Annotated in this window: 25 protein-coding genes and 1 other RNA gene; 16 read left to right on the top strand and 10 right to left on the bottom strand. The window is 68.9% G+C overall.

The window, feature by feature from the left end; genetic code table 11:
* Positions 1-3: 3 nt before the first annotated feature.
* Positions 4-1,254 carry an ABC transporter permease gene (locus HHL28_RS09825; protein ID WP_075768603.1) on the top strand — a complete coding sequence of 417 codons (1,251 nt, stop codon included), beginning with the start codon at positions 4-6 and terminating at the stop codon, positions 1,252-1,254.
* Positions 1,254-1,961, top strand: coding sequence for an ABC transporter ATP-binding protein (locus HHL28_RS09820; protein ID WP_075768604.1), 708 nt, complete (start codon positions 1,254-1,256; stop codon positions 1,959-1,961). Before HHL28_RS09825 ends, HHL28_RS09820 begins: the two co-directional genes overlap by 1 nt.
* A gap of 81 nt (positions 1,962-2,042) precedes the next feature.
* On the opposite strand, the gene HHL28_RS09815 is transcribed toward HHL28_RS09820, so the two are convergent.
* From HHL28_RS09815 to tkt, 4 genes are all read right to left on the bottom strand, one after another.
* A complete protein-coding gene (locus HHL28_RS09815) occupies positions 2,043-2,276 on the bottom strand; it encodes a DUF3126 family protein (protein ID WP_075768605.1) in 234 nt (77 codons plus the stop codon).
* A gap of 141 nt (positions 2,277-2,417) precedes the next feature.
* Positions 2,418-3,425, bottom strand: coding sequence for a type I glyceraldehyde-3-phosphate dehydrogenase (gene gap, locus HHL28_RS09810; protein ID WP_075768606.1), 1,008 nt, complete (start codon positions 3,423-3,425; stop codon positions 2,418-2,420).
* Between the two features lie 139 nt (positions 3,426-3,564).
* Positions 3,565-3,939: a helix-turn-helix domain-containing protein gene (locus tag HHL28_RS09805; protein WP_075768607.1), complete on the bottom strand. Its 375-nt coding sequence runs from the start codon at positions 3,937-3,939 to the stop codon at positions 3,565-3,567.
* 242 nt (positions 3,940-4,181) lie between these two features.
* The gene (tkt, locus tag HHL28_RS09800) at positions 4,182-6,179 is read right to left on the bottom strand and encodes a transketolase (RefSeq protein ID WP_075768608.1); all 1,998 of its coding nucleotides are present in this window, start codon (positions 6,177-6,179) and stop codon (positions 4,182-4,184) included.
* 264 nt (positions 6,180-6,443) lie between these two features.
* Between tkt and HHL28_RS09795 the strand changes: the two genes are divergently transcribed.
* The 5 genes from HHL28_RS09795 (at position 6,444) to HHL28_RS09775 (ending at position 8,855) form a co-directional block, all read left to right on the top strand.
* Positions 6,444-6,725, top strand: a complete 282-nt coding sequence (locus HHL28_RS09795; protein ID WP_075768609.1) for a DUF4164 family protein — start codon at positions 6,444-6,446, stop codon at positions 6,723-6,725.
* 5 nt (positions 6,726-6,730) lie between these two features.
* Positions 6,731-7,093 carry a cell division protein ZapA gene (locus HHL28_RS09790; protein ID WP_075768610.1) on the top strand — a complete coding sequence of 121 codons (363 nt, stop codon included), beginning with the start codon at positions 6,731-6,733 and terminating at the stop codon, positions 7,091-7,093.
* A 14-nt stretch (positions 7,094-7,107) separates the two neighbouring features.
* Positions 7,108-7,266, top strand: a non-coding RNA gene (gene ssrS / locus HHL28_RS09785) — 6S RNA.
* A 124-nt stretch (positions 7,267-7,390) separates the two neighbouring features.
* On the top strand, positions 7,391-8,011 hold the full coding sequence (locus HHL28_RS09780) for a 5-formyltetrahydrofolate cyclo-ligase (RefSeq protein ID WP_075768611.1): 621 nt from the start codon (positions 7,391-7,393) through the stop codon (positions 8,009-8,011).
* A gap of 4 nt (positions 8,012-8,015) precedes the next feature.
* Positions 8,016-8,855 carry a TIGR00282 family metallophosphoesterase gene (locus HHL28_RS09775; RefSeq protein ID WP_075768612.1) on the top strand — a complete coding sequence of 280 codons (840 nt, stop codon included), beginning with the start codon at positions 8,016-8,018 and terminating at the stop codon, positions 8,853-8,855.
* 145 nt (positions 8,856-9,000) lie between these two features.
* On the opposite strand, the gene HHL28_RS09770 is transcribed toward HHL28_RS09775, so the two are convergent.
* Positions 9,001-10,338, bottom strand: a complete 1,338-nt coding sequence (locus tag HHL28_RS09770) for a cation:proton antiporter domain-containing protein (RefSeq protein WP_075768613.1) — start codon at positions 10,336-10,338, stop codon at positions 9,001-9,003.
* A 122-nt stretch (positions 10,339-10,460) separates the two neighbouring features.
* On the opposite strand from HHL28_RS09770, the gene HHL28_RS09765 reads away from it, so the two are divergent.
* From HHL28_RS09765 to mnhG, 9 genes are all read left to right on the top strand, one after another.
* Positions 10,461-11,447: a calcium/sodium antiporter gene (locus tag HHL28_RS09765; protein ID WP_075768614.1), complete on the top strand. Its 987-nt coding sequence runs from the start codon at positions 10,461-10,463 to the stop codon at positions 11,445-11,447.
* Between the two features lie 141 nt (positions 11,448-11,588).
* Entirely contained in the window at positions 11,589-12,257 is a 669-nt protein-coding gene (locus tag HHL28_RS09760) for a hypothetical protein (protein WP_075768615.1), read from the top strand.
* Positions 12,258-12,379: 122 nt separating this feature from the next.
* Positions 12,380-14,740, top strand: a complete 2,361-nt coding sequence (locus HHL28_RS09755) for a putative monovalent cation/H+ antiporter subunit A (protein WP_075768616.1) — start codon at positions 12,380-12,382, stop codon at positions 14,738-14,740.
* A gap of 1 nt (position 14,741) precedes the next feature.
* Positions 14,742-15,176: an MnhB domain-containing protein gene (locus HHL28_RS09750; protein ID WP_075768617.1), complete on the top strand. Its 435-nt coding sequence runs from the start codon at positions 14,742-14,744 to the stop codon at positions 15,174-15,176.
* A complete protein-coding gene (locus HHL28_RS09745) occupies positions 15,176-15,586 on the top strand; it encodes a Na+/H+ antiporter subunit C (protein WP_075768618.1) in 411 nt (136 codons plus the stop codon). Before HHL28_RS09750 ends, HHL28_RS09745 begins: the two co-directional genes overlap by 1 nt.
* Positions 15,586-17,154 (top strand): proton-conducting transporter transmembrane domain-containing protein, encoded by a 1,569-nt coding sequence (locus HHL28_RS09740; protein WP_075768619.1) that lies wholly within the window; start codon positions 15,586-15,588, stop codon positions 17,152-17,154. The genes HHL28_RS09745 and HHL28_RS09740 overlap by 1 nt, the downstream gene beginning before the upstream one ends.
* Entirely contained in the window at positions 17,151-17,624 is a 474-nt protein-coding gene (locus HHL28_RS09735; protein WP_075768620.1) for a Na+/H+ antiporter subunit E, read from the top strand. The genes HHL28_RS09740 and HHL28_RS09735 overlap by 4 nt, the downstream gene beginning before the upstream one ends.
* Positions 17,621-17,923 carry a monovalent cation/H+ antiporter complex subunit F gene (locus tag HHL28_RS09730; protein WP_404325490.1) on the top strand — a complete coding sequence of 101 codons (303 nt, stop codon included), beginning with the start codon at positions 17,621-17,623 and terminating at the stop codon, positions 17,921-17,923. Before HHL28_RS09735 ends, HHL28_RS09730 begins: the two co-directional genes overlap by 4 nt.
* A complete protein-coding gene (mnhG, locus tag HHL28_RS09725) occupies positions 17,910-18,299 on the top strand; it encodes a monovalent cation/H(+) antiporter subunit G (protein WP_083698708.1) in 390 nt (129 codons plus the stop codon). Before HHL28_RS09730 ends, mnhG begins: the two co-directional genes overlap by 14 nt.
* 236 nt (positions 18,300-18,535) lie before the next feature.
* Here mnhG and HHL28_RS09720 read toward each other — a convergent pair whose 3' ends face one another.
* The 5 genes from HHL28_RS09720 to HHL28_RS09700 form a co-directional block, all read right to left on the bottom strand.
* A complete protein-coding gene (locus HHL28_RS09720; RefSeq protein ID WP_075768621.1) occupies positions 18,536-19,885 on the bottom strand; it encodes a peptide MFS transporter in 1,350 nt (449 codons plus the stop codon).
* Positions 19,886-20,076: 191 nt separating this feature from the next.
* A complete protein-coding gene (locus HHL28_RS09715; RefSeq protein ID WP_075768622.1) occupies positions 20,077-20,997 on the bottom strand; it encodes a ribokinase in 921 nt (306 codons plus the stop codon).
* 47 nt (positions 20,998-21,044) lie between these two features.
* Positions 21,045-21,620, bottom strand: coding sequence for a hypothetical protein (locus HHL28_RS09710; RefSeq protein ID WP_075769136.1), 576 nt, complete (start codon positions 21,618-21,620; stop codon positions 21,045-21,047).
* Between the two features lie 5 nt (positions 21,621-21,625).
* Positions 21,626-23,335: a long-chain-fatty-acid--CoA ligase gene (locus tag HHL28_RS09705; protein ID WP_075768623.1), complete on the bottom strand. Its 1,710-nt coding sequence runs from the start codon at positions 23,333-23,335 to the stop codon at positions 21,626-21,628.
* Positions 23,336-23,881: 546 nt separating this feature from the next.
* Positions 23,882-24,805, bottom strand: a complete 924-nt coding sequence (locus tag HHL28_RS09700; protein WP_169655068.1) for an alpha/beta hydrolase family protein — start codon at positions 24,803-24,805, stop codon at positions 23,882-23,884.
* Positions 24,806-25,106 lie beyond the last annotated feature (301 nt).

Below are 25,106 nucleotides of genomic sequence, written 5' to 3'. Positions count from 1 at the left end.
GCCATGGCGCTGCCCCTGTCGGTGGATATCGCGGTGACGCACCTGATGGGCCGGCGGCGGCAGACCATCGTCTCCGTCCTGGGCGTGGCGCTGGGGGTGGGGTTCTTCATTGCCGTGGCGGCGCTGATGCAGGGTTTCCAGACCTATTTCCGGGAGACGATCATCGACGTCTCCCCCCACGTTGTGGTGGAGGACGAGTTCCGGAACCCGCCCCGCCAGCCGGTCCAGGCACTCTATGCCGGCGGGGCGGTGGAGCTGCGCGGGTTGAAGCCGGAGGAGGAACGGCGGGGCATCCGCAACGCCCGCGCCATGGTGGAGGCGCTGCGGCGCATGCCGGGCGTGACGGTGGCGCCCACCCTGTCGGGGCAGGTGGTGCTGCGCTATGGCGGGGTGGATGAGGCGGCAAGCCTGGTGGGCATCGAGCCAGAGCAGGAACAGCGGGTCACCACCCTGGCCAAGGACATGGAGGCGGGCAGCCTTGACCGGTTGAACACCACGGCCAACGGCATCGTGCTGGGGCGGGAGCTGGCGAAGAAGCTGGGGGCCAAGCTGGGCGACAGCCTGTTGGCCGTGACGGCTGCAGGCGTGACGCGGCGGGTGACGGTGGAGGGAATCTTCCACACCGGCATCCAGAACCTGGACGAGGGCGTGGCCTACATGCTGCTGAAGCGGGCCCAGGTGCTGCAGGACCGGATCAACGTGGTGAACCAGGTGCGCCTGCGCCTGGCCGACCCGGACCAGGCCCCTGCCGTGGCCCAACGGGTGGAGGCGCGGTTCCGCTACAAGGCGGAGAGCTGGCAGGAGACGAACCAGAACATCTTCCAGATCTTCACGGTCCAGAACGCCATCATGTATTCCATCGTCGGTGCGATCCTGATCGTGGCGGCGTTCGGCATCTTCAACGTCATCTCCACCGTCATCTATGAGAAGACCCGGGACATCGCCATCCTGAAGTCCATGGGCCTGACGGAGGGGGACATCCGCCGCATCTTCCTGGTGGAGGGCATCATCGCCGGGGCCATCGGGGCGGTGATGGGCTGGGCCGTGGGCTATGGGTTGACGGAGGTGCTGGCCAGCATCCGGTTCGACTTCTCCGACGACCCCAGCGAGAACCGGTTCCACCTGTCCTATTCGCTGCTCCACTACATGCTGGGCGGCGGCTTCGCCCTGGTGGCGGCCGGGTTGGCGGCCTACCTGCCGGCGCGGCGGGCGGCGCGGCTGAACCCGGTGGAGATCGTGCGGGGGGCCGCCTGATGGGCGCGGGGGAGCCGGTCCTGGAGGCCCGGGGCGTGACCCGGGTGCTGTCGGGGGCAATCCCGGTAACCCTGGTGGAGGGGATCGACCTGTCCATCGGGCGGGGGGAGTTCGCGGCCATCACCGGGCCGTCTGGCTCCGGCAAGTCGTCGCTGCTCTACCTTTTGGGGCTGCTGGACACGCCCACATCGGGCTCGGTCCTGGTGGAGGGGGAGGATACCTCCCGCCTGACCCCGGCGGACCTGGCGCGGGTGCGGCTGGAGAAGCTGGGCTTCGTCTTCCAGTTCCACTTCCTGCTGCCGGAGTTCACGGCCCTGGACAACGTGCTGATCCCCATGCGGAAGCTGGCGCGCCTGTCGGACCGGGAGATGCGCACCCGCGCCCAGTCGCTGCTGGTGCAGCTTGACCTGGGGGACCATGCCAGGAAACGGCCGGACCAGCTTTCCGGCGGCCAGCGCCAACGGGTAGCCATCGCCCGGGCCCTGGCGAACGAGCCGCGGGTGGTGCTGGCGGACGAGCCCACGGGCAATCTGGACAGCCGCAACGCCCAACTAGTCTTCGACACCTTCCGCGACCTGGCCCACCGCACCGGGACCACGGTCGTCACCGTCACCCATGACGAGCACCTGGCCGCCCAGACGGACCGGAGGGTGCTGCTGGTGGATGGGAAGCTGGTGGGCAGCACGGAGGCGGCCCACCCGGCTTGATGTTGCTTACGCTAAGGGCCGCTGATCATGACCGATCAACGGCCCCCCAAACGCCGGGCGCCGCCATCCGGCGGCTTGGCGTTACTTCCCCTTGGTCGGGGCGGCGGCGGGCAGGTCCTCCTCCAGGATGCTCATGGAGAAGGTGTAGGACACCTCGCCCTCGTCCTCGTCCCGGTACAGGGTGCCGATGAACTCATCACCCAGGGTCACCTCCACGGGCTGGCCCTTCTTGGCCGGCGGGTTCACGGTGACCTTCTCGTTGCCGAAGGTCTTGCGCAGGTAGGCCTGCAGGCGGGCGATCTCGTTCGGGGTCATGGCGTGTCAGGCCTTGTCTGCTGCTCGGGATGGTCGGGTGTCAGGAAAAGCACGAAGGGCGCCCGCCTGTCAAAGGCACGGGCGCCCAGCGTCGTCCGGGGGAGGGCGGATGCCCCGTCCTCCCCCCGCGTCAGGTATGGGTCAACCGACCTTGGCCATGGCGACGGCGGTGTCGCTCATGCGGTTGGAGAAGCCCCACTCGTTGTCGTACCAAGTCAGGATGCGCACGAAGGTGCCGTCGATGACCTTCACCTCGTTCAGCGCGAAGATCGAGCTGTGCGGGTCATGGTTGAAGTCGGTGCTGACCAGCGGCTCGCTGTAGGCGCCCAGGATGTTCTTCAGCTTGCCCTCGGCCGCCTCGGTGATCAGCTTCTGGATCTCCTCGGTGGTGGTGGCGCGCTTGGCGACGAACTTGAAGTCCACCACGGAGACGTTGGGGGTCGGCACGCGGATGGCGGTGCCGTCCAGCTTGCCCTTCAGGTCCGGCAGCACCTTGCCCACGGCCTTGGCGGCGCCGGTGGAGGTCGGGATCATGTTCAGGGCCGCCGCGCGGGCGCGGTGCAGGTCCTTGTGCATGGTGTCGACCGTGTTCTGGTCGCCCGTGTAGCTGTGGATGGTGGTCATGAAGCCATGGTCGATGCCGATGGCGTTGTGCAGCACATAGGCGACCGGGGCCAGGCAGTTGGTGGTGCAGCTGGCGTTGGAGACGATCTTGTGCTCGGCCGTCAGCTTGTCGTGGTTCACGCCATAGACGACGGTGATGTCCTCATCCGTCGCGGGGGCGGAGATCAGCACCTTCTTGGCGCCGGCGGTCAGGTGCTTGGAGGCGGCCTCGCGGCTGGTGAAGACGCCGGAGCACTCCATCGCCACGTCCACGCCCAGGTCGCCCCAGGGAAGCTGGGCCGGGTCGCGCTGCTGGGTGCAGGGGATGGAATGGCCGTTCACGACCAGGTTGTTGCCCTCCACCGCCACGGTGCCGGGGAAGCGGCCATGCACGCTGTCATACTTCAGCAGGTGGGCGTTGGTCTTGACGTCGGCCAGGTCGTTGATGCCGACCACGGTAACGTCCGTGCGCCCGGACTCGTAGATGGCGCGCAGGACGAGGCGGCCGATGCGGCCGAAGCCGTTGATCGCAACTTTCACAGCCATGTGCATTCCTCCGGCAAGCGTAAGGGGGCCATTCAGCGGCCTTGGTTCCAACGCCGATTACCGCGGCAGGTCCCGCCGGGCAAGCGGTGCAATCGCGCAGGAGCGGCGTTTGGTGTGCATAGCCGGATGGGCTGTGACCTCAGGCCGCACGGTTCAGGGGGTATTCCCTGACCAGGATGTCAGCAGGCAGGGACAGCAGCGACGCCAGGGCCCGGATCATGGGCAGGGTCAGTGCCCGCTTGCGTGCCAGTACCTCTGACACCCGGCCGCGCCCGCCGATGGCCGGTTCCAGGTCGCGGCGGCTCAGGCCTTTCTGCTCCATCATGAACAGGATGGCGTCGATGGGGTCGGGCGCGTCGATGGGATAGCGTTCGGCCTCATAGGCCTCGATGACCGTGGCCAGCAACTCCAGCTTTTCCGCCTCCGGCGTGCCGGGTTCGGCATCCATCAACGCTTCCGTGGCAACCAGGGCGGCGCGGTAATCTTCCTCGGTTCGGATGATGCGGATGTCCATGGTTGCCTCCGGTTCAGGAGCGACCACCACAATAATCCAGACCTGTCGGGACCGAAACATCGTCCCCTCTCCCTGGGGAGAGGGTGCCGAGCGGAGCGAGGCGGGTGAGGGAGACGGGAGCAGCGAAACGCTCACCTTTTCTCCGCTTGGGAGAGGGGGGCAGGGCAACGGTCTGTCCCTACGCCCACCTCCCTCATCTGGCGCTGGCGCGCCACCTTCTCCCCAGGGAGAAGGGGATCAGGTCACACCCGCGCCTTCGCCGCCTGGACGATGGCGTCGGCGGTGATGCCGAAGTGCTTATAGAGCTCCTGGTAGGGGCCGGACTCGCCGAAGCCGGGCATCCCGATGAAGGCGCCGTCCTCGCCCAGCCAGCGGTCCCAGCCCAGGCGCACCATGGCCTCCACGCCGATGCGCACCGTGCCCCTGCCCAGCACCTGGGCGCGGTAGCCGGCGGGCTGCTCGGCGAACAGCTCCCAGCTGGGCATGGAGACGAGGGCGGTGCCGATGCCCATGGCCTCCAGCTTCTCCCGCGCTTCCGCCGCGATGGCCACCTCCGAACCGGTGGCCAGCAGGGTCACCTTGCGCGGGCCGGCGGCGGCCTCCCGCAGGACATAGGCGCCCTTGGCGGAGAGGTTCTCCTCCGTGTGCTGGTCACGCAGGGTGGGCAGGTTCTGGCGGGTCAGGGCCATGACGCTGGGCCGGTCCTTGGACTGGAGCGCCAGCAGCCAGCACTCCGCCACCTCCACCGCGTCCGCGGGGCGGAAGACCAGCAGGTTGGGGATGGCGCGCAGGGCGGCCATGTGCTCCACCGGTTGGTGGGTGGGGCCGTCCTCGCCCAGGCCGATGCTGTCATGGGTCATAACGAACACCACCCGCTGCTTCATCAGCGCGGCCAGCCGGATGGCCGGGCGGCAATAGTCGCTGAAAGTCAGGAAGGTGCCGCTGAAGGGGATCACGCCGCCATGCAGGGCCATGCCGTTCATGGCGGCGGCCATGCCGTGTTCCCGCACGCCGTAATGGATGTAGCGGCCGGAGAAGTCGCCCTTCTTCAGGGCGCCGGCGCCCTTGGCCCGGGTGTTGTTGGAGCCGGTCAGGTCGGCGGAGCCGCCCATCATCTCCGGCAGCAGCGGCACCAGGGCGTCCAGCGCGTTCCCGGAGGAGACGCGGGTGGCCGCACTCGGCTTGGCCTCGCTGATCTTCTTCTTCAGCTCGTTGACCGCGGCGACCACCTCCGCCGGGATGTCGCCCTTCAGGGCCTTCTCGAAGGCAGCGCTGATGTCGGTTTCCGCCGCGGCCAGCCGCTGCTCCCACGCGTCCGCCGCGGGGGCGCCGCGGCTGCCGGCGTCACGCCAGGCCAGCAGGATCTCATCCGGCACGTGGAAGGCGGGGTGCGGCCAGTTCAGGTTCTTGCGAGCACCCTCGATCTCCGTGGCGCCCAGGGGGGAGCCGTGGCTGCCCGCCGTGTTCGCCTTGGTCGGCGCGCCATAGCCGATGGTGGTGCGGCAGGCGATCAGGGACGGGGCGTCGGTGGTCTTGCAGTACTCGATGGCCGTCTCGATCTGGGCCGGGTCATGCCCGTCCACGGTCCGCACTTCCCAGCCATAGGCTCGGAAGCGGGCCAGCGTGTCGTCGGTGAAGGACAGGTCGGTGGGGCCGTCGATGCTGATGCGGTTGTCGTCCCACAGCACGATCAGCTTCTTCAGGCCCAGGTGCCCGGCCAGGGACGCCGCCTCATGGCTGACGCCTTCCTGCAGGTCGCCGTCGCTGGCGATGACATAGGTGAAGTGGTCCACCAGCCCGTCGCCGAAGCGGGCGTTCAGGATGCGCTCCGCCAGGGCCATGCCCACGGCGGTGGCGATGCCCTGGCCCAGGGGGCCGGTGGTCATCTCGATGCCCTTGGCCATGCCGTATTCGGGGTGGCCGGCGGTGATGCTGCCCAGCTGGCGGAAGCGCTTCAGCTGGTCCAGGGTCATGTCCTCGAAGCCCGTCAGGTGCAGCAGGCTGTAGAGCAGCATGGAGCCGTGGCCGGCGGACAGCACGAAGCGGTCACGGTCCGCCCAGTCCGGCCGCTTCGCGTCGAACTTCAGGAACTTGGTCCACAGCACCGTCGCCACGTCGGCCATGCCCATGGGCATGCCGGGATGCCCGGACTTCGCCGCCTCCACCGCATCCATGGACAGGGCGCGGATGGCATTGGCCAGGTCGTTGTGGGAAACGCTGTCGAAGGGGGCGGACGACATCGACGGGAACCTTTCGGGCAGGGCGGGACACGGGCTGGGAACAACAAAAGGCGGGCAGGGGACCAGGGTCCCGCCCGCAAAGGCCGGCACCATGGCGAGGCGGCCCGCCCGCGTCAAGGGGCGGCAGGGCCTTTGCGCCCCCGCCGCCGCCCGGAAGGTTAGCCGGGGCCCCGCGCGGTTGACGGGGGCGACGCCCGGCCCCTACTGTTCGCGCTTGCGTGATGGAGCGCCCTTGCCGGGGCTTGATACGGGGACAGAACTGCCGTGGAACGCCTGAAATCCGCCCTCGACCACCTGGACCAGGCCATCGGCCAGTTGGACAGCGCCCTGACCCGGCGGCTGGAAAGGGTGGGGTCCGAGCGGGACAGCGCGGCCGCCGCCCTGTTCGAGGCCGAACGGGCCCGGCTGGAGCAGGCCCTGGCCGAGGCGGAAGCGCGCGAGCGGCTGGCCAATGAGCGCGAGGCCCAGGCCCGGGCGGACGCCGACGCGGCGGCCACCCGGCTGGACGCCGCCATCGAGCGGCTGCGCACCCTGTTGGAGGAGTGAGCGCCATGGCGCGGGTTGAGGTGGTGGTGAACGGCCGCGGCTACATGGTGGCCTGCGAGGATGGGCAGGAAGGCCGCATCCGCGAGCTGGCGGGCGTGGTGGACGAGACCCTGCGGGAGATCGCGGGCGACCGGCCCAGCGGCAGCGAGCCCCAGCTGCTTCTGGTCACCAGCCTGGTCCTGGCCGACCGGCTTCAGGAACTTCAGGCAGAGGTGCAGGCCCTGCGCGGCGCCCGCCTGGGCCTGGCCCCGGCGGCCCCCATCCAGGTGCCCGCCCGCGGCGCGGCAGAGGACGAAGCGGTGGTATCGGCCGTGGACACGTTGGCAAAACGCATCGAAGACATTGCCGCGCGGCTCGATCGTGCCTAGATTGGGGTTACGGAAGACGGCTGCCTGGCGCGTCAGGTCGCATAATCCCCGGGGCCGATAACCATCTCTCTGGGAGCTGTCCCTACCGGCACCGTGGTGTCGGCATACGGCGCCCACCTGCACTGGCAGGTCACGAGGGATACGCACATACCAACGGCCGAGGTGGCTGTCTTCCGGCCTCATTCCCTGTCCGGCCCGATCGGGGCCGGCCTTACCGCTCGGGGTGCCGGGCCCTTGCCCGCCAGCCGGCGGCAGGGAACAGGCCCGTGCCCGGGCAGCACCAGACGGGCCCGCCCCATGGCCAGCAGCCAGACCCTGTCCCCACAGAGTGACGCCGACGCCGTTGCGGAAGCGAAACGAGCCGCCCGGGCCGCGGCCAGGGCCGTCCGTTCCGGTATCGATCCGAACGGCGCCGGTGAGGCGGTGGCCAAGCTGGTGCTGGAGAGTTTCGCCGACCGGCTGGCACCCGAACTGATCGTCAGCGCCTATTGGCCGCGGGGGGATGAGCTGGACACGCGGCCCATCCTGCGGGCCTTGGCGGCCCGCGGAATCCGCACCTGCCTGCCCGTGGTGGCGGGGCGGGGCTGGCCGCTTCTGTTCAAGCTGTGGCGTGACGGCCACCCGCTGGTTCCCGGCGGGTTCGGCGTGATGGAGCCCATGGCAGAGGCGCCGGTGGTCCGGCCCGACCTGCTGCTGGTGCCGCTGCTGGCCTGGGACAGGCAGGGCTACCGGCTGGGCTACGGGGCCGGCTACTACGACCGGACCCTGGAGGCGCTGCGGCTGGAGGGGCCGCCCGTGGTGGCCGCGGGCATCGGCTATGCGGCGCAGGAGCTTCCCGCCGTGCCGCGGGATGGCTATGACCAGCGTCTGGATTGGATCGTGACGGAACAGGCTGCCGTCCGGATATCGAAGGACTGACGGCATGCGGTTGCTGTTCCTGGGTGACGTGGTGGGCCGCAGCGGCCGGGAGGGCGTTCTGCGCCACCTGCCGGGCCTGCGGGATCGGCTGAAGCCCGACTTCATCGTGGTGAACGGGGAGAACGCGGCCGGCGGCTTCGGCATCACCGAGAAGATCGCGCAGGAATTCTTCGCCGCCGGCGTGGACTGCATCACCCTGGGCAACCATTCCTGGGACCAGAAGGAGCTGGTGGGCCAGATCGACCGCATCCCCAACCTGATCCGGCCCATCAACTACCCGGAGGGCACGCCGGGCCGCGGCTTCACCGTGCTTCCGGCCAAGAACGGGCGCCACAAGGTGCTGGTCATCAACGCCATGGCCCGGGTCTTCATGGACCCCATGGACGACCCCTTCGCCGCCGCGGACAAGGTGCTGAAGGTCCACCAGCTGGGCGGCGCCCGCATGGGGCCGGCGGGGGTGGACGCGGTCATCATGGACTTCCACGGGGAGGCCACGTCGGAGAAGATGGTCATGGGCCACTTCCTGGACGGCCGCGCCAGCCTGGTGGTGGGCACCCACAGCCACGTGCCCACGGCGGACCTGCAGATCCTGAACGGCGGCACGGCCTACCAGTCCGACGCCGGCATGTGCGGCGACTATGACAGCGTCATCGGCATGAAGAAGGACGCCGCCATGTGGAAGATGCTCCGCAAGATCCCCGGCGAACGCTTCAGCCCCGCGGAGAACGACGCCACCGTGACGGTCTGCGGCGTGTTCGTGGAGACCGACGACCGCACCGGCCTCGCGAGGCGGGCCGAGGCGATCCGGGTGGGGGGGCGGTTGAAGGAGAGCGTGGGGGTGTAGGGCCGTTTTTCACGGACGGCACGGACAAAAGGACATTGCGGCTTCGCCGCGAGTAACAGTGTCTGACGGGATCACGATCCTGGGTTAAGCACGCGTCCGTGCTTGTCCGTGGACTGTCCGTGTCGTCCGTGCAAGAAGGCCCCCCTCACGCCGCGTCCCGCCGATCGTCCTTCTGCTCCTCCACCAAACGCGACTTTCGAATTCGAAAGTGCTCCGCCACCATGCTCGCGCCGTGGATCACTGCCCGGAACACCCGGTTGGCGAAGGCGATCTCCCCACCATAGACCTGTGCCAGGGTGGTGCGGATGGAGGTGATGCCCGTCTCCGCCAGTTTGTGGAAGCGTCGGGCACTGACCAGCCACAGGGGGCTGAACAGCCAGGACAGGGCGATGACCGTGACGGCGAGCTGGTAGCCTTCCGGGTCCACCACCGCCAGGGAAAGGCCCGTGGCGGCCAGGACGAAGCTGAACTCCCCCAGGCTCCCCATGATCACGCCGGCGGGGAATGCCCGCTCCCACGGCTGCCGCAGCAGGCGCAGGATGCCCACGTTCATGGCCGTCTTCACCAGGGTGACCAGCAGCAGCAGGAGCAGCACGGGGCCAAGGTGCTCCCAGATGTAGCCCAGGTCGATCAGCAGGCCGATGGACAGGAAGAACACCACCACCAGCACCGCCTGGATGGGCTTGGTGGCGCGCAGGGCCATGGCGCGGCCGGTGGAGTTGCCCAGCATGAAGCCGGCCAGGAAGGCGCCGAAGGCGGTGCTGAGGCCCAACAGGCCCGTGAGCGCCGCCAGGGTGAAGCAGAAGGCCAGGGCGCCCAGCGGCACCACGTCGGGATTCCTCCGGAACCAGTCGGCGAAGGGCACGGGCAGCCGCTCCCGCCGTGACAGGACCATCACCAGGCCCGCCAGCACCGCCACGGCGGCGGCCAGTTTCAGCACCACGGTGGCATCGAAGCCGCCGCCCTGGGGTCCCAGGGTCTGGGCGGTCAGCAACATGGGCACGAAGGCCAAATCTTGGGCCACCAGAATGCCGATGGTGACCCGCCCCGTGTCCGTGTGCAGGTCGCCCGTGTCCTCCAGCATCTTGATAGCCACGGCGGTGCCCGACAGGGCGATGATGAAGCCGAACAGCACCGCCCGCTCCGCCGGCCAGCCCAGCAGGGCCCCGGCCGCGAAGGTCACGGCCAGGGAACAGGCCACCTGGCCCAGCACCGCCAGGATCGCCACGGCATAGACCTGACGGAAGGACCGGACCGACAGCTCCATCCCTACCAGGAACAGCAGCATCAGCACGCCCAGATCGGCCAGGGCGCGCACGGCTTCCGCGTCCCGGATCAGGCCGAAGCCGGTGGGGCCCAGCACCACGCCCGCCACGATGTAGCCGACGATGGAAGGCTGGCGCAGGCGCGACAGGGCCAAGCCGCAGAGCAGGGCGACGGAGGTGACCAGCGCGATGCCGGTAAGGTCCAGGTGTGCGTCCATACGTCGATCGATCGGGGCAACGGTCCGGGTGAATGTCGGTGTTCGCAGGTGCAACCGCAATCTTGGAATTTGCTGATCTAGCCCAATCTATCGTCGGCACATGGGGTGCAGGGGGAACAAGCATGGTTTATCTGGCGATCCTGGGCGGCCTGGTCCTGTTGCTGGCCGGCGGCGAGCTGCTGGTGCGGGGGGCGGTGGCGGTGGCCAAGCGGCTGGGCGTCTCCCCGCTCATGATCGGCCTGACCCTGGTGGGGTTCGGCACGTCCACGCCCGAGCTGGTGGCCAGCGTGGACGCGGCACTGGCGGGGTCCGCCGGCATCGCCATGGGCAACGTGGTCGGCTCCAACATCGCCAACATCCTGCTGATCCTCGGCATCTCCGCCGCGCTGATGCCGGTGACCGTGCTGAAGGGGCCGCTGAAGCGGGACGGGGCGGTGCTGATGGGCTCCGCCCTGCTGGCGGTCGGCTTCACCCTGACCGGTCATATCGGCCGCCCCGTGGGCGCCCTGCTGGTGGCTTTGCTGCTGGCCTACATCGTCTGGGTCTACCGCAGCGAGCGCACCGCCTCCGCGGAGGAACTGCACCAGGCCGACGACACGGTGGCGGAGAAGTCCGAGCCGCCGGGCATGGGCCTGCTGGCAGGCCTGGTCGTGGCGGCGGCGGGCCTGGGATCGGTGGTGTTCGGCGCCGACCTGCTGGTGGGCGGGGCGATCGAGGTGGCGAAGACCTGGGGCGTGTCGGACACGCTGATCGGCGTCACGCTGGTGGCCGTCGGCACCTCCATGCCGGAGTTGGTGACCAGCGTCATGGCCGCTGTCCGCAAGCACGGGGACGTGGCCTTCGGCAACATCGTCGGGTCCAACATCTACAACGTCATGGGCATCCTGGGCGTGACGGCCCTTGTGCAGCCCCTGGACGTGCCGGCCCAGATCGCCAGCTTCGACATCTGGGTGATGCTGGCCGTTTCCGCCCTGCTGGTGATCTTCGCCTGGACGTCGGGCCGCATTTCCCGGCGGGAAGGCTGGATCCTGCTGGCCTTCTATGCCGCCTACATCGCCGTGCAGATCCAGATCGGCGCCATGGCACCGGCGGAGGCCGTGCCGGGCTGAGCGGGGTTCCGGCGACTGGGGGCTGCGCGCCCAAGTCTCGGAAATCCCTACCACTTCCTTTCCAGGGCGCCTCCCCGCTTCGGGTTGAGCGAGCACTGGTCCCATGGTCTTGTCGCCCCCACCGGCGATAGGGGAGGCGACATGGGCCTGGTGATCAACGTGCGGGGGACGAGCGGGTCGGGCAAGACGACCTTAGTGAGGCGGCTGATGGCGGAGTTCGGCTGGCCGGCCGGCGAGGCGGTAACCCGGCCGGGCCGCGACAGGCCCCTGGCCTGGCGGCTGGCACACCCGCTCGGCGGGCGGCCGCTGGTGGTGCTGGGGCATTATGGTGAGGGCCCCGTCGGCGGCTGTGACACCATCGGGCAGGCGGATGGCGGGCCTGCCGGGGCGCTGGCCCTGGCCGACTCGATGGCGGCGGACGGCCATGACGTGCTGTTGGAAGGGCTGGTGCTGAGCGGGGAGCATGTGGCCACGTCGGCCCTGGCCCGGCGGCGACCCTTGCATGTGCTGCGGCTGGACACCCCCGTGGCCGATTGTGTCCGTCACCTCTGCGCCCGGCGGCGCTGCGGCCCCGGCAGCCGTCCGGTCCTGGCTGCCAAGGTCGAGCGGGAGCGGGCCGCCCTGGAGCAGGCTTGTGGCCAGCTGCACGGGCTGGCACGGGTGGAATCCCTGGGCTTGCAGGCGGCCCTGGGGCGGTCGCGGCAGTTGCTTGGCCTGGAGCCCGAGGCAAAGCCCTTGTTCCAGAACAGGTTTATCCCGAAGCTTCAGCTTCCGATTTTGGTTGAAGCAAGAGTGGCCCGTCCCATATAGGCGAAAGCGAATGAATGCGGCAAAGGGGTAGGCATTGCCCTTGCCGCGTCCTTGACGCCCGCCCCCGTCCGGGGGTGTGGTGCAGCCGGTTCTATTGGGACGCTAGGGGAGGGACGGGGCGGATGCTGGCCGCGGTGCTGGTCATTTTCCTGGCAGCGGCCATCGCGCCGACACTGCACCGGCTGTTGCCGGCCTTTTCCCATTGGCTGCTGGCCCTGGTGCCCGCGGGCGTGACCGTCTGGTTCGCCCAGTTCTTGGGCCCCGTGTCGGGCGGGGAGACGGTGCTGCAGGTGGTCCCCTGGGTCCCGGCCTTGGGCGTGGAGCTGGCTTTCCGGCTGGACGGGTTGTCCCTGCTGTTCGCACTGCTGGTGACGGGCATCGGCACCTTCATCACGGCCTATGCCGGCGGGTACCTGCACGGGCACGAGCACCAGGGCCGGTTCTACCTGTTCCTGCTGGCCTTCATGGGCTCCATGCTGGGCCTCGTCCTGGCGGACGACGTGATCAGCCTGTTTGTCTTCTGGGAGCTGACCAGCGTCACCAGTTTCCTGTTGATCGGCTTCAACCATGAGGACGGGCGCAGCCGCCGGTCCGCCGTGCAGGCGCTGGTGGTGACGTCCCTTGGCGGCCTGGCCCTGCTGGCGGGGCTGGTGCTGATGGGGCTGGTGGGGGAGGGGTGGCGGCTGACGGCCATGGAGGCGTCGGGCATCGATTTCCGCGCCCATGCCCTGTACCTGCCGATCCTGGTGCTGATCCTGTTGGGCGCCTTTACCAAGTCCGCCCAGGTGCCGTTCCATTTCTGGCTGCCCAACGCCATGGACGCGCCGACCCCCGTCAGCGCCTACCTGCACAGCGCCACCATGGTGAAGGCCGGCGTCTATCTGGTGGCCCGGCTGAACCCCACCCTGGGCGGGACGGAGGTGTGGACCTACACGCTGGCCGCCTTCGGCACCGTCACCGCGGTCTGGGGCGGGCTGATGGCCCTGCGCTCCACCGACCTGAAGAAGGTGCTGGCCTACACGACCCTGATGGCGCTGGGCACCCTGACCATGCTGGTGGGGCTGGGGACGGAGTATGCGCTGAAGGGCTTCGCCGTCTTCCTGCTGGCGCACAGCCTGTACAAGGGCGCCCTCTTCATGGGTGCGGGCGCCGTGGACCACGGCACCGGCACCCGCGACGTCAACCAACTGTCCGGCCTGTGGCCCAAGATGCGGCTGACGGGCCTGTTCATCCTGCTGGCCAGCCTGTCCATGGCCGGCCTGCCGCCCTTCTTCGGCTTCCTGGGCAAGGAGCTGATGTATGAAGGCATGCTGGAAGCCGGGAGTACGGGCACCTTCGTCCTGGTGGGGATGGTGCTTGCCAACGCCACCATGCTGGGCGCCGCCGGGCTGGTCTTCGTGAAGCCCTTCCTGGGCAAGCCCAGCCAGGCGGCGGAGCACGCGCATGAGGGCTCCCCCTCCCTGTGGATCGGCCCCGCCGTGCTGGCGAGCCTTGGCCTGGCCTTCGGCCTGTTCGGCAGCCTGCCGGCCCCGCTGATGGGGGCCGTCACCTCTGCCGTGGCGGGCACGGCGAAGACGGTGGACCTGCACCTCTGGCATGGCCTGACGCCCGCCCTGGGCCTGTCCGCCGTGACGGTGGCGCTGGGTGCCGCGTTGTTCCTGGGCCTGCGCGGCGTGACCGCGGCCCTGGGCGGGTTGGCGCGGGCGAGCCGCGTGAACTTCGACGCGGCCTGGGACCATGTGCTGGCCGGGGTGGATGCCCTGGCCCGGGCGGTGACCAACCTGCTCCAGGCCGGCCGGCTCAGCCGCTACATGCTGCTGACCATCGCCGTGATGTTCGCCCTGCCGGGCATCACCCTGCTGCTGCGCGGCGGCTTCGCCATGCCCAAGGCCGAGGGGTGGGCGGAGCCGCTGGGCTGGTTCCTCTGCTTCCTGATGCTGCTGGGCACCTTCGGCGCCATGCTCGCCACGTCACGGCTGGCGGCGGTGACGGCGCTGAGCATCAGTGGCTTGGCCGTGGCCCTGTTCTTCCTGGCCTACAGCGCGCCCGACGTGGGCATCACCCAGCTGATGGTGGAGACGCTGACCGTCATCATCATCGTCCTGGTCCTGGCCAAGCTGCCCAAGTTCGGCCCGTCGGAGCGGACGGACGCCGCCACCCGGCTGGTGAAGCTGGTGGTCGCCGTTGCAGCGGGCGGGGTGACGACGGCGATCCTGCTGTCCGTCACGGCCCAGCCCCTGTCGCCCCACCTGTCGGACTACTTCGCCGCCGCGTCCTATGTGGAGGCGTACGGGCGCAACGTGGTGAACGTGATCATCGTGGATTTCCGCGGATTCGACACGTTGGGGGAGATCACCGTGGTGGCCATGGCGGGCCTGGGCGTGCTGGCCCTGCTGAAGGCCCGCAACGCGCCAAAGCCGGAGGAGGACGCGGCCGCCCCGCGCCTGGACCCCGGCAAGCCCATGACGGGGGAGGCGGACTGAGATGCATTCCCTGATCCTGCGCACCGGAACCCGCCTGCTGCTGGCCCTGATGGTGCTGTTCAGCCTGTTCATCCTGTGGCGCGGCCATAACGAGCCCGGCGGCGGCTTCATCGGCGGGCTGATCGCCGCCGTCGCCTACAGCCTGGTGGCCCTGTCCTTTGGCGTGGCGGAGATGCGGCGCATGCTGCCCGCCGATCCGAAGACCATCCTGGGCGCCGGGCTGGCGCTGGCCATCGTCTCCGGCCTGTTCGCCGTGGTAGGGCAGGGAGGGTTGCTGGCCGACCCCTACATGGCCAGCCGCTGGTACATCAGCTACACCGAAACGGGTGAGAAGGGCTTCGCCATCGGCACGCCGGTGCTGTTCGACATCGGCGTCTACCTGGTGGTGATCGGCGGCATCTTGGCCATGGTCCGCGGCTTGATGGAGGAGCTGTGATGGAGGTGGTGCTCGCCTTCACCATCGGGGGCCTGGTGACCGGGGCCGTCTACATGCTGCTGTCGCGCAACCTGCTGCGGCTGCTCTTCGGCGTGATCATCCTGTCCAACGCCGTCAACCTGTCCATCTTCCTGGCGGGCGGGCTGGATTATGGCGTGCCGCCCCTGATCCAGGGGGCGGACAAGGTGCTGGAAGGCACCTATGCCAACCCGTTGCCCCAGGCGCTGATCCTGACGGCCATCGTCATCGGCTTCAGCCTGCTGGCCTTCGCCCTGGTGCTGGTCTACCGGGGCTGGCAGGACATGGGCACCATCGACGGCGACGCCCTGCGCGTGGCCGAGCCGGTGGAGACCACGCCCGCCCTGGAAGCCGCGGCGCGGGCGCGTAAGCATGGCCGGGAGACGGCGTGATGAGCTGGCTGGTCGCCGCCCCCATCCTGGTCCCGCTGTCCACGGCGGCCCTCTGCGCCCTGGCCTGGAGAAGCATCCCGGCCCAGCGCGGCATCTCCCTCGCCGGGGCCGTGGCCCTGCTGTTGTGCGCCATCGGCCTGCTGGCGCAGGTGGCCGGGGGCGTGCAGGTCATGCAGATGGGCGGTTGGAAGGCGCCCTTCGGCATCACCCTGGTGGCCGACACCCTGACCGCCATCATGGTGCTGGTCACCGCCATCATGGCCGTGGCCGTGGCGGCCTACAGCCTGGGCGACATCGACCCGGTGCGGGAACGGAACGGCTTCCACCCCGTCTTCCATGCCCTGCTGGTGGGCGTGGGTGGGGCCTTCGTCACCGGCGACCTGTTCAACATGTATGTCTGGTTCGAGGCGATGCTGATCTCCAGCTTCGTCCTCCTGGCCCTGGGCGGCACGAAGGAACAGTTGGACGGCGCCATCAAGTACGCCGCCCTGAACCTGATCGCCACGGCGGCCCTGCTGCTGGCGGTGGTGCTGCTGTACGGCCTGACCGGCACGCTGAACATGGCGGAGTTGGCCCGGCTGGTGCCCCAGGTGCAGAACCAGGGCACGGTGACCACCGTGGCCGTGCTGTTCATCATCGCCTTCGGCATGAAGGCGGCGGTGTTCCCGCTGTTCTTCTGGCTGCCCGCCAGCTACCACACCCCCGCCGTGGCGGTGCAGGCCATCTTCGCCGGGTTGCTGACCAAGGTGGGCGTCTATGCCCTGCTGCGCACCTTCACCCTGATCTTCGTGGGCGACACGGGCTGGACCCATGGCGGCATCCTGCTGTGGATCGCCGGCTTCACCCTGGTGGCGGGGGCGTTGGGGTCCCTGGCCACCAAGGATCTGCGCAAGGCCCTGTCCTGGCAGGTGGTGGCGCATATCGGTTACATGGTCATGGGCTTGGCGCTTTACACGCCGCTGGCCATCGCGGGCGTGGTCTTCTACCTGGTCCATGACATCGTGGTGAAGACCAACCTGTTCCTGGGCGCCGGCGTGGCCCGCCGCCTGTCGGGCAGCAGCCGGTACGAGGGCATGGGCGGGCTGTTCAGGTCGGCGCCCATCCTGGCGTTGGTGATGTTCGTGCCCTTGGGCTCGCTCGCCGGGTTCCCGCCCCTGTCTGGCTTCTGGTCCAAGCTTGTGCTGGTGCAGGCGGGCCTGGCCGCCCAGTCCTGGTGGATCGTGGCGGCCGCCCTGGTCACCGCCCTGCTGACCATGATGCTGGCCGGCCGCATCTGGGCCGAGGTAGTCTGGAAGGCCCATCCGGCGGGGGACCTCGCGGGGCTGGGCGGCTTCTCCCCCGGGCGGCGGGTCGCCTTGGTGGCGCCGCTGGTCGCCCTGTCGCTGGTGACCGTCACCATCGGCGTCTGGCCGGAGCCGGTGATGGACCTGGCCGGACGGGCGGCGCTGGGCCTGCTGGACCCCGCCCCCTATATCGAGGCGGTGCTGGGTGCCCCGGCGCCGCAGCCCACCATGGTGGGCGAACTGCCCGTCACACCCGCGGCACCGGGGCAGGGGGGCGCGCCATGATCCTGCTCGTCATGAACATCCTGCTGGCCGTGGCCTGGATGGCCGTGAACGGCGACTTCAGCGGCGCTGGGTTCGTGGCCGGCTTCATCCTGTCCCACATCGTGCTGTACCTGGCCCGGCGGCTGTTCCCGGAGCAGCGCTATTTCCGCACCCTGTGGGGCAGCGTCGCCTTCACCCTCTGGTTCCTGAAGGAAGTCTGGGTCAGCAGCGTGCGGGTGGCCAAGGCGGTCGTCGGCATCGGGCCGAAGCCCACGCCCGCGGTGGTCGCCATCCCGTTGGATGCGCGGACGGACTTCGAGATCACCCTGCTGGCCTGCTGCATTACCTTGACGCCGGGGACATTGAGCCTGGACGTCTCCCCCGACCGGAAGACCCTCTACATCCACTCCATGTTCACCGACGACGTGGACGCCCTGCGCCGCGAGACGAAGGAAACCATGGAGCGTCGCATCCTGGAGGTGCTGCGGTGACCCTGTCCCCCTTCCTGGCCACCTGCATCGACATCGCCCTGCTGCTGGTGCTGCTGGCGACGGTCCTGGCCTGTTTCCGGATCCTCAAGGGGCCGACCCTGCCGGACCGCATCGTGGCGGTGGATCTGTTCGGCGTGCTGGCGGTGGCGCTGATCGCGCTGCTGGCCCTGCACATGGGCCAGCCGGTGCTGGTGGACGCGGCCATCGCCCTGGCCCTGGTGGCCTTCTTCGGCACCGTGGCCTATGCCCGCTATGTGGAGCGCCGGGCACAGGAGGAGATTTCCGATGACCGTCGCTGACCTGCTCCAGGTCCTGGCCGGGCTGCTGCTGGTGGGCGGCGGGGTGTTCTGCCTGGTGGCCGCCATCGGCGTTGTACGGCTGCAGGACGCCATCCTGCGCATGCACGCCTCCAGCAAGGCGGGGACGGTGGGGTGCGGCCTTGTCCTGCTGGCCGTGGCGCTTGTCTTCCCCGACGTGGGCACCGTCACCCGGGCCATGGCGGCCATCGCCTTCCTGCTGGTCAGCACCCCCATCGCCAGCCACATGATCGGCCGCGCCGCCTATGCCAGCGGCACCAAGCTTTGGTCCGGCACCGTGGCGGACGAGCTGCGCGGCACCCCCGACGACCCCTGCAACCGGCTGAAGACCCTGACGGCGGACGGCCACGAGCCGTAATACCAAGCGCATGAGTTTTTGACTCATGCGCTTGGAGGCCGGCGACCGCCGGCCCGCGGGCTCATGCCCGCGTGAGCCAAGCCGCCGGATGGCGGCGCCCGGCGCCTGAGGGGCCGTTGATCGGTCACGATCAACGGCGGCTGGTATAAGGTCCCGGGGGGGGGCAGTTCCAGAAGCAGAAACGCCGCCGGGGGTCACCCCGGCGGCGTTGTCGTTCGTGCGCGATGGGACGGTGGTCAGTGCGCGCCGCCGCGGGCCTCGCTGGCGGAACGGCTGGCGATGATGCGCTTCAGCGGCTTGTTGAAGACCAGGATACCCAGGCCGGCACCGGCGCTGATCAGGAACATGACGAAGAAGAACGTCTCCTTCGACCAGACTTCCCAATAGGACCCCAACCAGCCCGCGGCGTAGTTGCCGAAGAAGCTGGACAGGAACCAGACGCCGAACAGCAGGGACACGTACTTGGTGGGCGCCACCTTGCTGAACAGCGACAGGCCGATGGGGGACAGGTACAGCTCACCGATGGTCAGGATGGCCAGGAAGCCCACCAGCCACAGCATGTTGGTGGGGCCGTTGGCGGCATAGTCCCAGGCCGCGCCGATCATCACCAGATAGCTGATGCCCACCAGGAAGCAGCCGATGGCCATCTTGCTGACCGTCGTCGGCTCCCGGCCCTTGGCCGACTGGTTGGCCCAGAGCGCCACCATGAAGGGGGTGAAGGCGAAGATCATGAAGGGGTTGACGGACTGGAACCAGCTGGCCGGCACTTCCCAGGACCAACTGCCCAGCGCGATGACCCGGTCCGTGTTGGTATCGGCCCAGAGGGCGATGGTGTTGCCCTGCTGCTCATAGGTGGCCCAGAAGAAGATGGTGAAGAAGCTGATCAGGATCAGCGCGCCGATCGCCTCCCAATCGCCCTTGTGCAGGGGCTCGTGCTCCACATGGGCGGCCTTCTCACGGGCCAGATTGTCGGGGGGCAGGTACTTGCGGCCGGCGATGTAGGTGATCAGGCCGATCACCATGCCCACGCCCGCGGCGCCGAAGCCGTAGTGCCAGCCCACCGTCTCCCCCAGGTAGCCGCAGACCAGCGGGGCCAGGAAGGCGCCGATGTTGATGCCGACATAGAAGATGGAGAAGGCCCGGTCCCGCCGCGGGTCACCCTCCGGGTAGAGGTTGCCGACCTGGGTGGAGATGTTGGGCTTGAAGGCGCCGTTGCCCAGGATGATGAAGCCCAGGGCGACGTAGAACAGGCTTTCCCACGCCATCAGGAAATGGCCGAGGGCCATCAGGATGCCGCCGGCCAGGACCATCTTGTGCTGGCCGAATACCCGGTCCGCCAGGATGCCGCCGAACAGCGGGGTGAAATACACCAGGGCGGTATAGATGCCGTAGATGTTCGAGGCCTCGGCCTGCGGGATCAGCAGGTGCTTGGTCATGTAATAGACCAGAAGCGCACGCATGCCGTAGTAGGAGAAACGCTCCCACAACTCGGTCATGAACAGGAAGGCCAGCCCGGCCGGATGGCCGGCGATGGTCCGGCCGGAAACCGCCGGACCCGTGCCGGCGGGGATGCTGATGTTCGTCATGAAGCGCGACACCGTCCTTCAAGTGGTGTTGGGCCCGGCCTTTCCGGTGTCGGCGGCGGCGACATGGCCGCCCGCCCCTCCCTCACCTGGCCGGTTTGCGCGGCCTATAGCACGCTTTCCCTACGGGATGTAAGGGCAAGGTCCCGCCGATGTCGCAAGGAATTTGGCGGGCAGCGCGAGCCCGCCGGGGCTCAACCCGCCAACGCGCCCCGCACCTCATCCGCCGTCGGCATGGCGGTGCCGGTGCCGATGCGGGTGACGCTGATGCTGGCAGCCACGTTGGCATAGCGCATGGCGGTTTCCAGCTCGTCCCCAGCGGACAGGCGGGCGCACAGGCTGCCCACGAAGCAGTCGCCGGCCCCGGTGGTGTCCACCGCCTTCACGGGGCGGCCGGGGACCAGGAACTCGGTCTCCGCCGTCACGGCCACGGCGCCGCGCACGCCCAGGGTGGCGATGATGGTCTGGCCCGGGCGGCGCAGCAGGGTGCGGGCGACGCGGCCCACCTCCGCCACCGGGGCGTCGCCGCTGACTTCCGTGCCGGCGAAGTGGCCCAGCTCCGTCTCGTTCACCACCAGGATGTCCGTGTCGGCCCACAGGGACTCCGGCGCGTCGTCCAGGGCCGGGGCGGCGTTCAGCACGGTGCGGGCCCCGGCCTGGCGGGCGCGGGCGAAGACGGCTGCGATGGTCGGGCGGGGGATCTCGAACTGGCTGACCACCACGTCGCCGGCGTTGATCTCCAGCTTGGCCGCGTCTTCCGGGCTCGTCTCCGCGTTCGCGGCGGGGATGACGACGATGTAGTTCTCCGCCGACTTGTCCACGAAGATGATGGCGTTGGCGGTGGGGGAGGTGGTGGTGCGGACGATGCCGCCGGTGTCGATGCCCTTGGACCGCAAAAACGACTCCACCTGGTCACCGAAGGCGTCCTGGCCCAGGCGGCCGACGAAGGCCACCTCCACCCCCTGCTGGGCGGCGGCCACCGCCTGGTTCAGGCCCTTGCCGCCGGGCATGAAGGCCACCGTGTCGCCGTTCACCGTTTCACCCGCCCGCGGGGCGCGGGGCATGGTGGACAGGATGTCGATGTTCATGCTGCCGGCGATGACGACCTTGGGCATCGGGGATGGGCCTTCGGGAACGGGTGGGGAGGGAAGGTGTCGCGGGCCTACTTGGCACCCCAGGGGGCGGGCGGCGGGTCCACGGGTTTGGTCAGGTCGAACTCCGCCCGGAACAGGCGGCCCGGCCTGGACAATTCATAGGTGAAGGCCTTGCCCGGCTCAACCTCCACCGCCCAGACATTCTCCTGGGCGCCGGGGGGCAGGTTCTCCCGCCGGAACATCTCCTTGGAGAAGGCGTCGGCCGGGAATTCCTGCCGGCCGACGCTGCCGGGGGCGACGGTGTCGCCGCCATACTGGGTCACCTTGTCCTCCGACCCGTCCTCATGCCGGTGGTCGTGCTTCAGGCGCAGGCCGGTGGGGGTGCGGGTGATGACCCAGGTGCGCGACCGGTTCTCCCCCACATGGAAGGGGATGCGGACCTCGTCCGCCGAACACTCCCGCACATGCATCACCAGCCGCTGGCCGGTGAAGGGGTCGTTCGGGGTGCTGGAAGCCACCACCTTGCCCTCGAACGCCTTGCCGCACAGGCCGGACAGCCGGGCGACGAACTCGTCGGCCGGGGATGCCAGGGCGGGGGAGACCAGGCCGAGGGTCAGGAGGACGGCGAGGAGGGGCGCGCGCATGGCCTTCACCCCGCCTTCTTCTTCTCCGCCTCCAGCTCGTCCAGCAGGGCCTTGCGGGACAGTTTGCCGATCATGGTCTTGGGCAGCTCGTCGCGGAACTCGTAGAGCTTGGGCTGCTCGATGGGGGACAGCTTGTCCTCCAGGAAGGCCTTCAGGTCCTCCTTGTCGGTGGTCATGCCGTCGCGCAGCTTGATGTAGGCCTTCACCGTCTGGCCGCGGTAGGGGTCGGGCACGCCCAGCACGATGCACTCGGCCACCGCCGGGTGCTGGTACAGGGCCTCTTCCACGTTGCGGGGGTAGACGTTGTAGCCGCCGGCCAGGATCATGTCCTTGATCCGGTCCACGATGAAGATGTAGCCCTCCTCATCCATGTAGCCCACGTCGCCCGTGTGCAGCATGCCGTCGGCCAGGGTCTCGGCGCTCGCCTCGGGCTTGTTCCAGTAGCCCTTCATGACCTGCGGGCCGACGATGCAGATCTCGCCCCGCTCGCCCAGCGGGACCGGCGTCTTGCGGTCTTCCAGGCTGATGATGCGGATCTCCGTGCCCGGCACGGGCTGGCCGATGCTGCCGGCCTTGCTCTTGCTCGGCGGGTTGATGGTGGCGATGGGCGCGCTCTCCGACAGGCCGTAGCCCTCCACCAGGGAGCAGCCGGTCATGCCCTCGAACTTGGCCTTCACCTCCACCGGCAGGGGCGCGCCGCCGGAGTTGCAGAGCTTGATGGAGGACAGGTCGTACTTGTCCCGGTCCTTGTGGTTGATGATGGCGGTGTAGATGGTGGGCACCGCCGGGAACTGGGTGGGCCGCTTCTTGTGGATGGTCTGCAGCACCTGGTCCAGCTCAAACCGGGGCAGCAGCACCATCTCCCCGCCCTTGGACAGGGTCAGGTTCATCACGCAGGTCATGGCGAAGACGTGGAACAGGGGCAGCACGCCCAGCATGCGCTCCTCCCCGTCCTTGGCCTCCGTGAACCAGAGGTTGGCCTGGAAGGTGTTGGCGGTGATGTTGCCATGGGTCAGCATGGCGCCCTTGGGCACGCCGGTAGTGCCGCCGGTGTATTGCAGCACGGCCACGTCCTCGGTGGGGTTCACGGGGACAGGGGCGGGGCGGCCGTCGTTGGACGTCAGCGCCTTGAAGAAGACGTGCCGGTCGTCGCGGGGGATGTCCGCGATCTCCGCCTTCTTCACGAAGGGGAACAGCAGGTTCTTCGGGAAGGGCAGGATGCTGGCCATGGGGCAGACGATGATGGTCCGCAGCCGGCTCTGCCCGAACATCTTGGCCAGCTTGTCGTAGACCACCTTCAGGTCCAGCGTGACCATGATGTCCGCCTCGGCGTCCTGGATCATGTGCTGGATCTCCCGCTCGGCATAGAGCGGGTTGAAGTTCACCACGGTGCCGCCGGCCTTCAGGATGCCGTGGAACATGATGACGGAATAGGGCGTGTTGGGCAGGAACAGGCCGACCTTGTCGCCCTTCTTCACGCCCATGGCCTGGAGGCCCTTGGCGACCTTGTCCACCAGGGCGCCCGTCTGGGCGTAGGTGTATTTCTTGTCCAGGAAGTCGATGCAGGGCCGGTCGGCGAAGCGGCGCACGGACTCGTCGAACAGCTCGACCATGGAGCGCTGCGGGATCCTGGCGTGCCAGTCCACCCCGGGCGGGTAGGCGGCCTCCCAGACATGCGTGGTCTTCTGATGCGACAAGGTGGCCGCGTCGGGCATCGATCCCTCCCTTATTTGACGGGGGCCCTCCAGCGTGACCGCCCTTTCCCTGACCTATATCGGGACCCGCTTTGGCTACTCAAGTGATTCTTGATAACTTGAACTTACGGGCAGGGCGGTGGCTCCAGCCTGTGTGGGGGAGCTTGGGCGGAGAACAGGGCATGAGGGGACCGGGGCAAGGGGCTTTCCAGGCGGGAGTGATTGCTGCCCTGGCCTCGTTCGGCCTGTTTGGTTGGCTGTTCAGCCAGGCGGAATGGGACGCATCTCCGAAGTCCTTGGTCATTCCGTTCGCGGCGATGGTCCTGTTCCCGAGTTTAGTTGCTGGCCTTTGCGCGGCGTTCGTCTGGAGGTTGGGACAGGTGGGGCGACGCGGATGGCTCCTGACCCCAATTGCGGGGATGGTGGCCGGTGCCGCGGGATACCTGACGCCTTTCATTCTGTGGGGCCTGAGTTCAGGAGGCGTACCGGAGGGTGAAAAGTATCTGTTGCCGTCAGACTTCTTTGTCGCTTCCGCGGCCTATGGCGCAGTCGTCGGCATCCTGCTGTTCACCGGCCAGCGCCTGTTCCAGAAGCTCTGGGGCCCGTCTGTTCCTCCAGCCGCTCCCGCTCCCCCAGCACGGCGCTGATCGCGCGCCACAGGTCCAGGGCGTCGGACAGGCCGATGCCGCCCACCTCCGTGTGGCCCATCTTGCCGATCAGGAACAGGTCGGTGCGGGCGGGGTCCGTGGCGGCGGCGAGGGACACGCTCTCCGTCCAGGGGATCACGGGGTCGTCCTTGCCATGGACCAGGACCAGGCGGGCGGGCAGGGCCTTGAGGTCCCGCTTCGAGAGGTCCAGGGCCGCCAGCTCGGCGCGCAGGCGCTCCGGCAGGGTGCCGATGAGGGACGGCACGGCCTCCGGGTCGCGGTTGGTCAGCAGGGCGAAGACGGCCTGCCCCTCCGGGCCCAAGCGGGCGGCAAGGTCGCCCACGGGAACGGTGGCGTCGTTCCAGCGGCGGCGGGCCATCTCATTCAGCAGGTGGCGGTCGATGGGGTCGTTCAGCAAGCGCACATTGCCGGCGACGAAGAACCAGACGGCCAGGTCCGGTACCGAACCCTTGATCCAGGCGCCGTCCGGCCCGCGGCGCTGGCCGGTGGTGACCCAGGCGACCATGTGGGTCAGGTCGTGGTAGCCGCCGAAGGAAACCAGGGTCGCCACCCGTTCCCGCCCCGCCGGCTCCAGCGCCGCCAGGATGGCGGGGCCGACGGCGTAGGAGATGCCCACCAGCCCGACCTGCCGCCCTCCGAGCCGGTCGGACAGATGCGCGACGGTGGCCAGGATTTCCGGCACGTCCGCCGTGCCCGCGGACAGGGTGGCCCGGCCGGACAGGTCGGGGACCAGCACCGTGAACCCAGCCCGGGCCAAGTTCAGCGCGAAATCCACCAGCCGTTCGTCCGCCTTGCCCTGGGCGGTGAGGCCGGGAAGCAGCACCAAACCCGCACCACCCGGGTCCGCGGGGGCGTAAAGATCGGCCGGCAGGGGGCGACCGGAGACGTCAACCGATACCGTTGAGCGCGCGGGCTCCGCCCCCGGTGGCCGCCGCGCCCAGCGGGGCCGTCGGCGATGTCCCACAGCACGGCCACGGTCGTGGGGACCCGGAACCACCAGAGGGTGGCGGCCAGGGCCACCAGGGAAATCAGGAAGGCGGCCAGTCGTCTCATCGCGGGCCTGTCATGGGAAGGGCGGGGGAGCGACCCTTGTCGGAAGGGGTAGGAGCGGACGGTGGCGGCAT

The organism is Aerophototrophica crusticola, assembly GCF_012913305.1.
GTDB classification, from domain to species: domain Bacteria; phylum Pseudomonadota; class Alphaproteobacteria; order Azospirillales; family Azospirillaceae; genus Niveispirillum; species Niveispirillum crusticola.
This window is presented reverse-complemented; position numbering and strand designations above follow the sequence as displayed.

What these genes read in the sequence shown, in the direction of transcription:
- HHL28_RS09820 (WP_075768604.1), top strand. Translation starts at nt 1,254, where the DNA reads ATGGGCGCGGGGGAGCCGGTCCTGGAGGCCCGGGGCGTGACCCGGGTG.
- HHL28_RS09780 (WP_075768611.1), top strand. Translation starts at nt 7,391, where the DNA reads ATGGCCAGCAGCCAGACCCTGTCCCCACAGAGTGACGCCGACGCCGTT.
- HHL28_RS09765 (WP_075768614.1), top strand. Translation starts at nt 10,461, where the DNA reads ATGGTTTATCTGGCGATCCTGGGCGGCCTGGTCCTGTTGCTGGCCGGC.
- HHL28_RS09790 (WP_075768610.1), top strand. Translation starts at nt 6,731, where the DNA reads ATGGCGCGGGTTGAGGTGGTGGTGAACGGCCGCGGCTACATGGTGGCC.
- HHL28_RS09770 (WP_075768613.1), bottom strand. Translation starts at nt 10,338, where the DNA reads ATGGACGCACACCTGGACCTTACCGGCATCGCGCTGGTCACCTCCGTC.
- HHL28_RS09715 (WP_075768622.1), bottom strand. Translation starts at nt 20,997, where the DNA reads ATGCCCAAGGTCGTCATCGCCGGCAGCATGAACATCGACATCCTGTCC.
- mnhG (WP_083698708.1), top strand. Translation starts at nt 17,910, where the DNA reads ATGACCGTCGCTGACCTGCTCCAGGTCCTGGCCGGGCTGCTGCTGGTG.
- HHL28_RS09740 (WP_075768619.1), top strand. Translation starts at nt 15,586, where the DNA reads ATGAGCTGGCTGGTCGCCGCCCCCATCCTGGTCCCGCTGTCCACGGCG.
- HHL28_RS09705 (WP_075768623.1), bottom strand. Translation starts at nt 23,335, where the DNA reads ATGCCCGACGCGGCCACCTTGTCGCATCAGAAGACCACGCATGTCTGG.
- HHL28_RS09735 (WP_075768620.1), top strand. Translation starts at nt 17,151, where the DNA reads ATGATCCTGCTCGTCATGAACATCCTGCTGGCCGTGGCCTGGATGGCC.
- HHL28_RS09750 (WP_075768617.1), top strand. Translation starts at nt 14,742, where the DNA reads ATGCATTCCCTGATCCTGCGCACCGGAACCCGCCTGCTGCTGGCCCTG.
- HHL28_RS09755 (WP_075768616.1), top strand. Translation starts at nt 12,380, where the DNA reads ATGCTGGCCGCGGTGCTGGTCATTTTCCTGGCAGCGGCCATCGCGCCG.
- HHL28_RS09745 (WP_075768618.1), top strand. Translation starts at nt 15,176, where the DNA reads ATGGAGGTGGTGCTCGCCTTCACCATCGGGGGCCTGGTGACCGGGGCC.
- HHL28_RS09760 (WP_075768615.1), top strand. Translation starts at nt 11,589, where the DNA reads ATGGGCCTGGTGATCAACGTGCGGGGGACGAGCGGGTCGGGCAAGACG.
- HHL28_RS09815 (WP_075768605.1), bottom strand. Translation starts at nt 2,276, where the DNA reads ATGACCCCGAACGAGATCGCCCGCCTGCAGGCCTACCTGCGCAAGACC.
- HHL28_RS09710 (WP_075769136.1), bottom strand. Translation starts at nt 21,620, where the DNA reads ATGCGCGCGCCCCTCCTCGCCGTCCTCCTGACCCTCGGCCTGGTCTCC.
- HHL28_RS09805 (WP_075768607.1), bottom strand. Translation starts at nt 3,939, where the DNA reads ATGGACATCCGCATCATCCGAACCGAGGAAGATTACCGCGCCGCCCTG.
- gap (WP_075768606.1), bottom strand. Translation starts at nt 3,425, where the DNA reads ATGGCTGTGAAAGTTGCGATCAACGGCTTCGGCCGCATCGGCCGCCTC.
- HHL28_RS09825 (WP_075768603.1), top strand. Translation starts at nt 4, where the DNA reads ATGGCGCTGCCCCTGTCGGTGGATATCGCGGTGACGCACCTGATGGGC.
- HHL28_RS09775 (WP_075768612.1), top strand. Translation starts at nt 8,016, where the DNA reads ATGCGGTTGCTGTTCCTGGGTGACGTGGTGGGCCGCAGCGGCCGGGAG.
- HHL28_RS09720 (WP_075768621.1), bottom strand. Translation starts at nt 19,885, where the DNA reads ATGACGAACATCAGCATCCCCGCCGGCACGGGTCCGGCGGTTTCCGGC.
- tkt (WP_075768608.1), bottom strand. Translation starts at nt 6,179, where the DNA reads ATGTCGTCCGCCCCCTTCGACAGCGTTTCCCACAACGACCTGGCCAAT.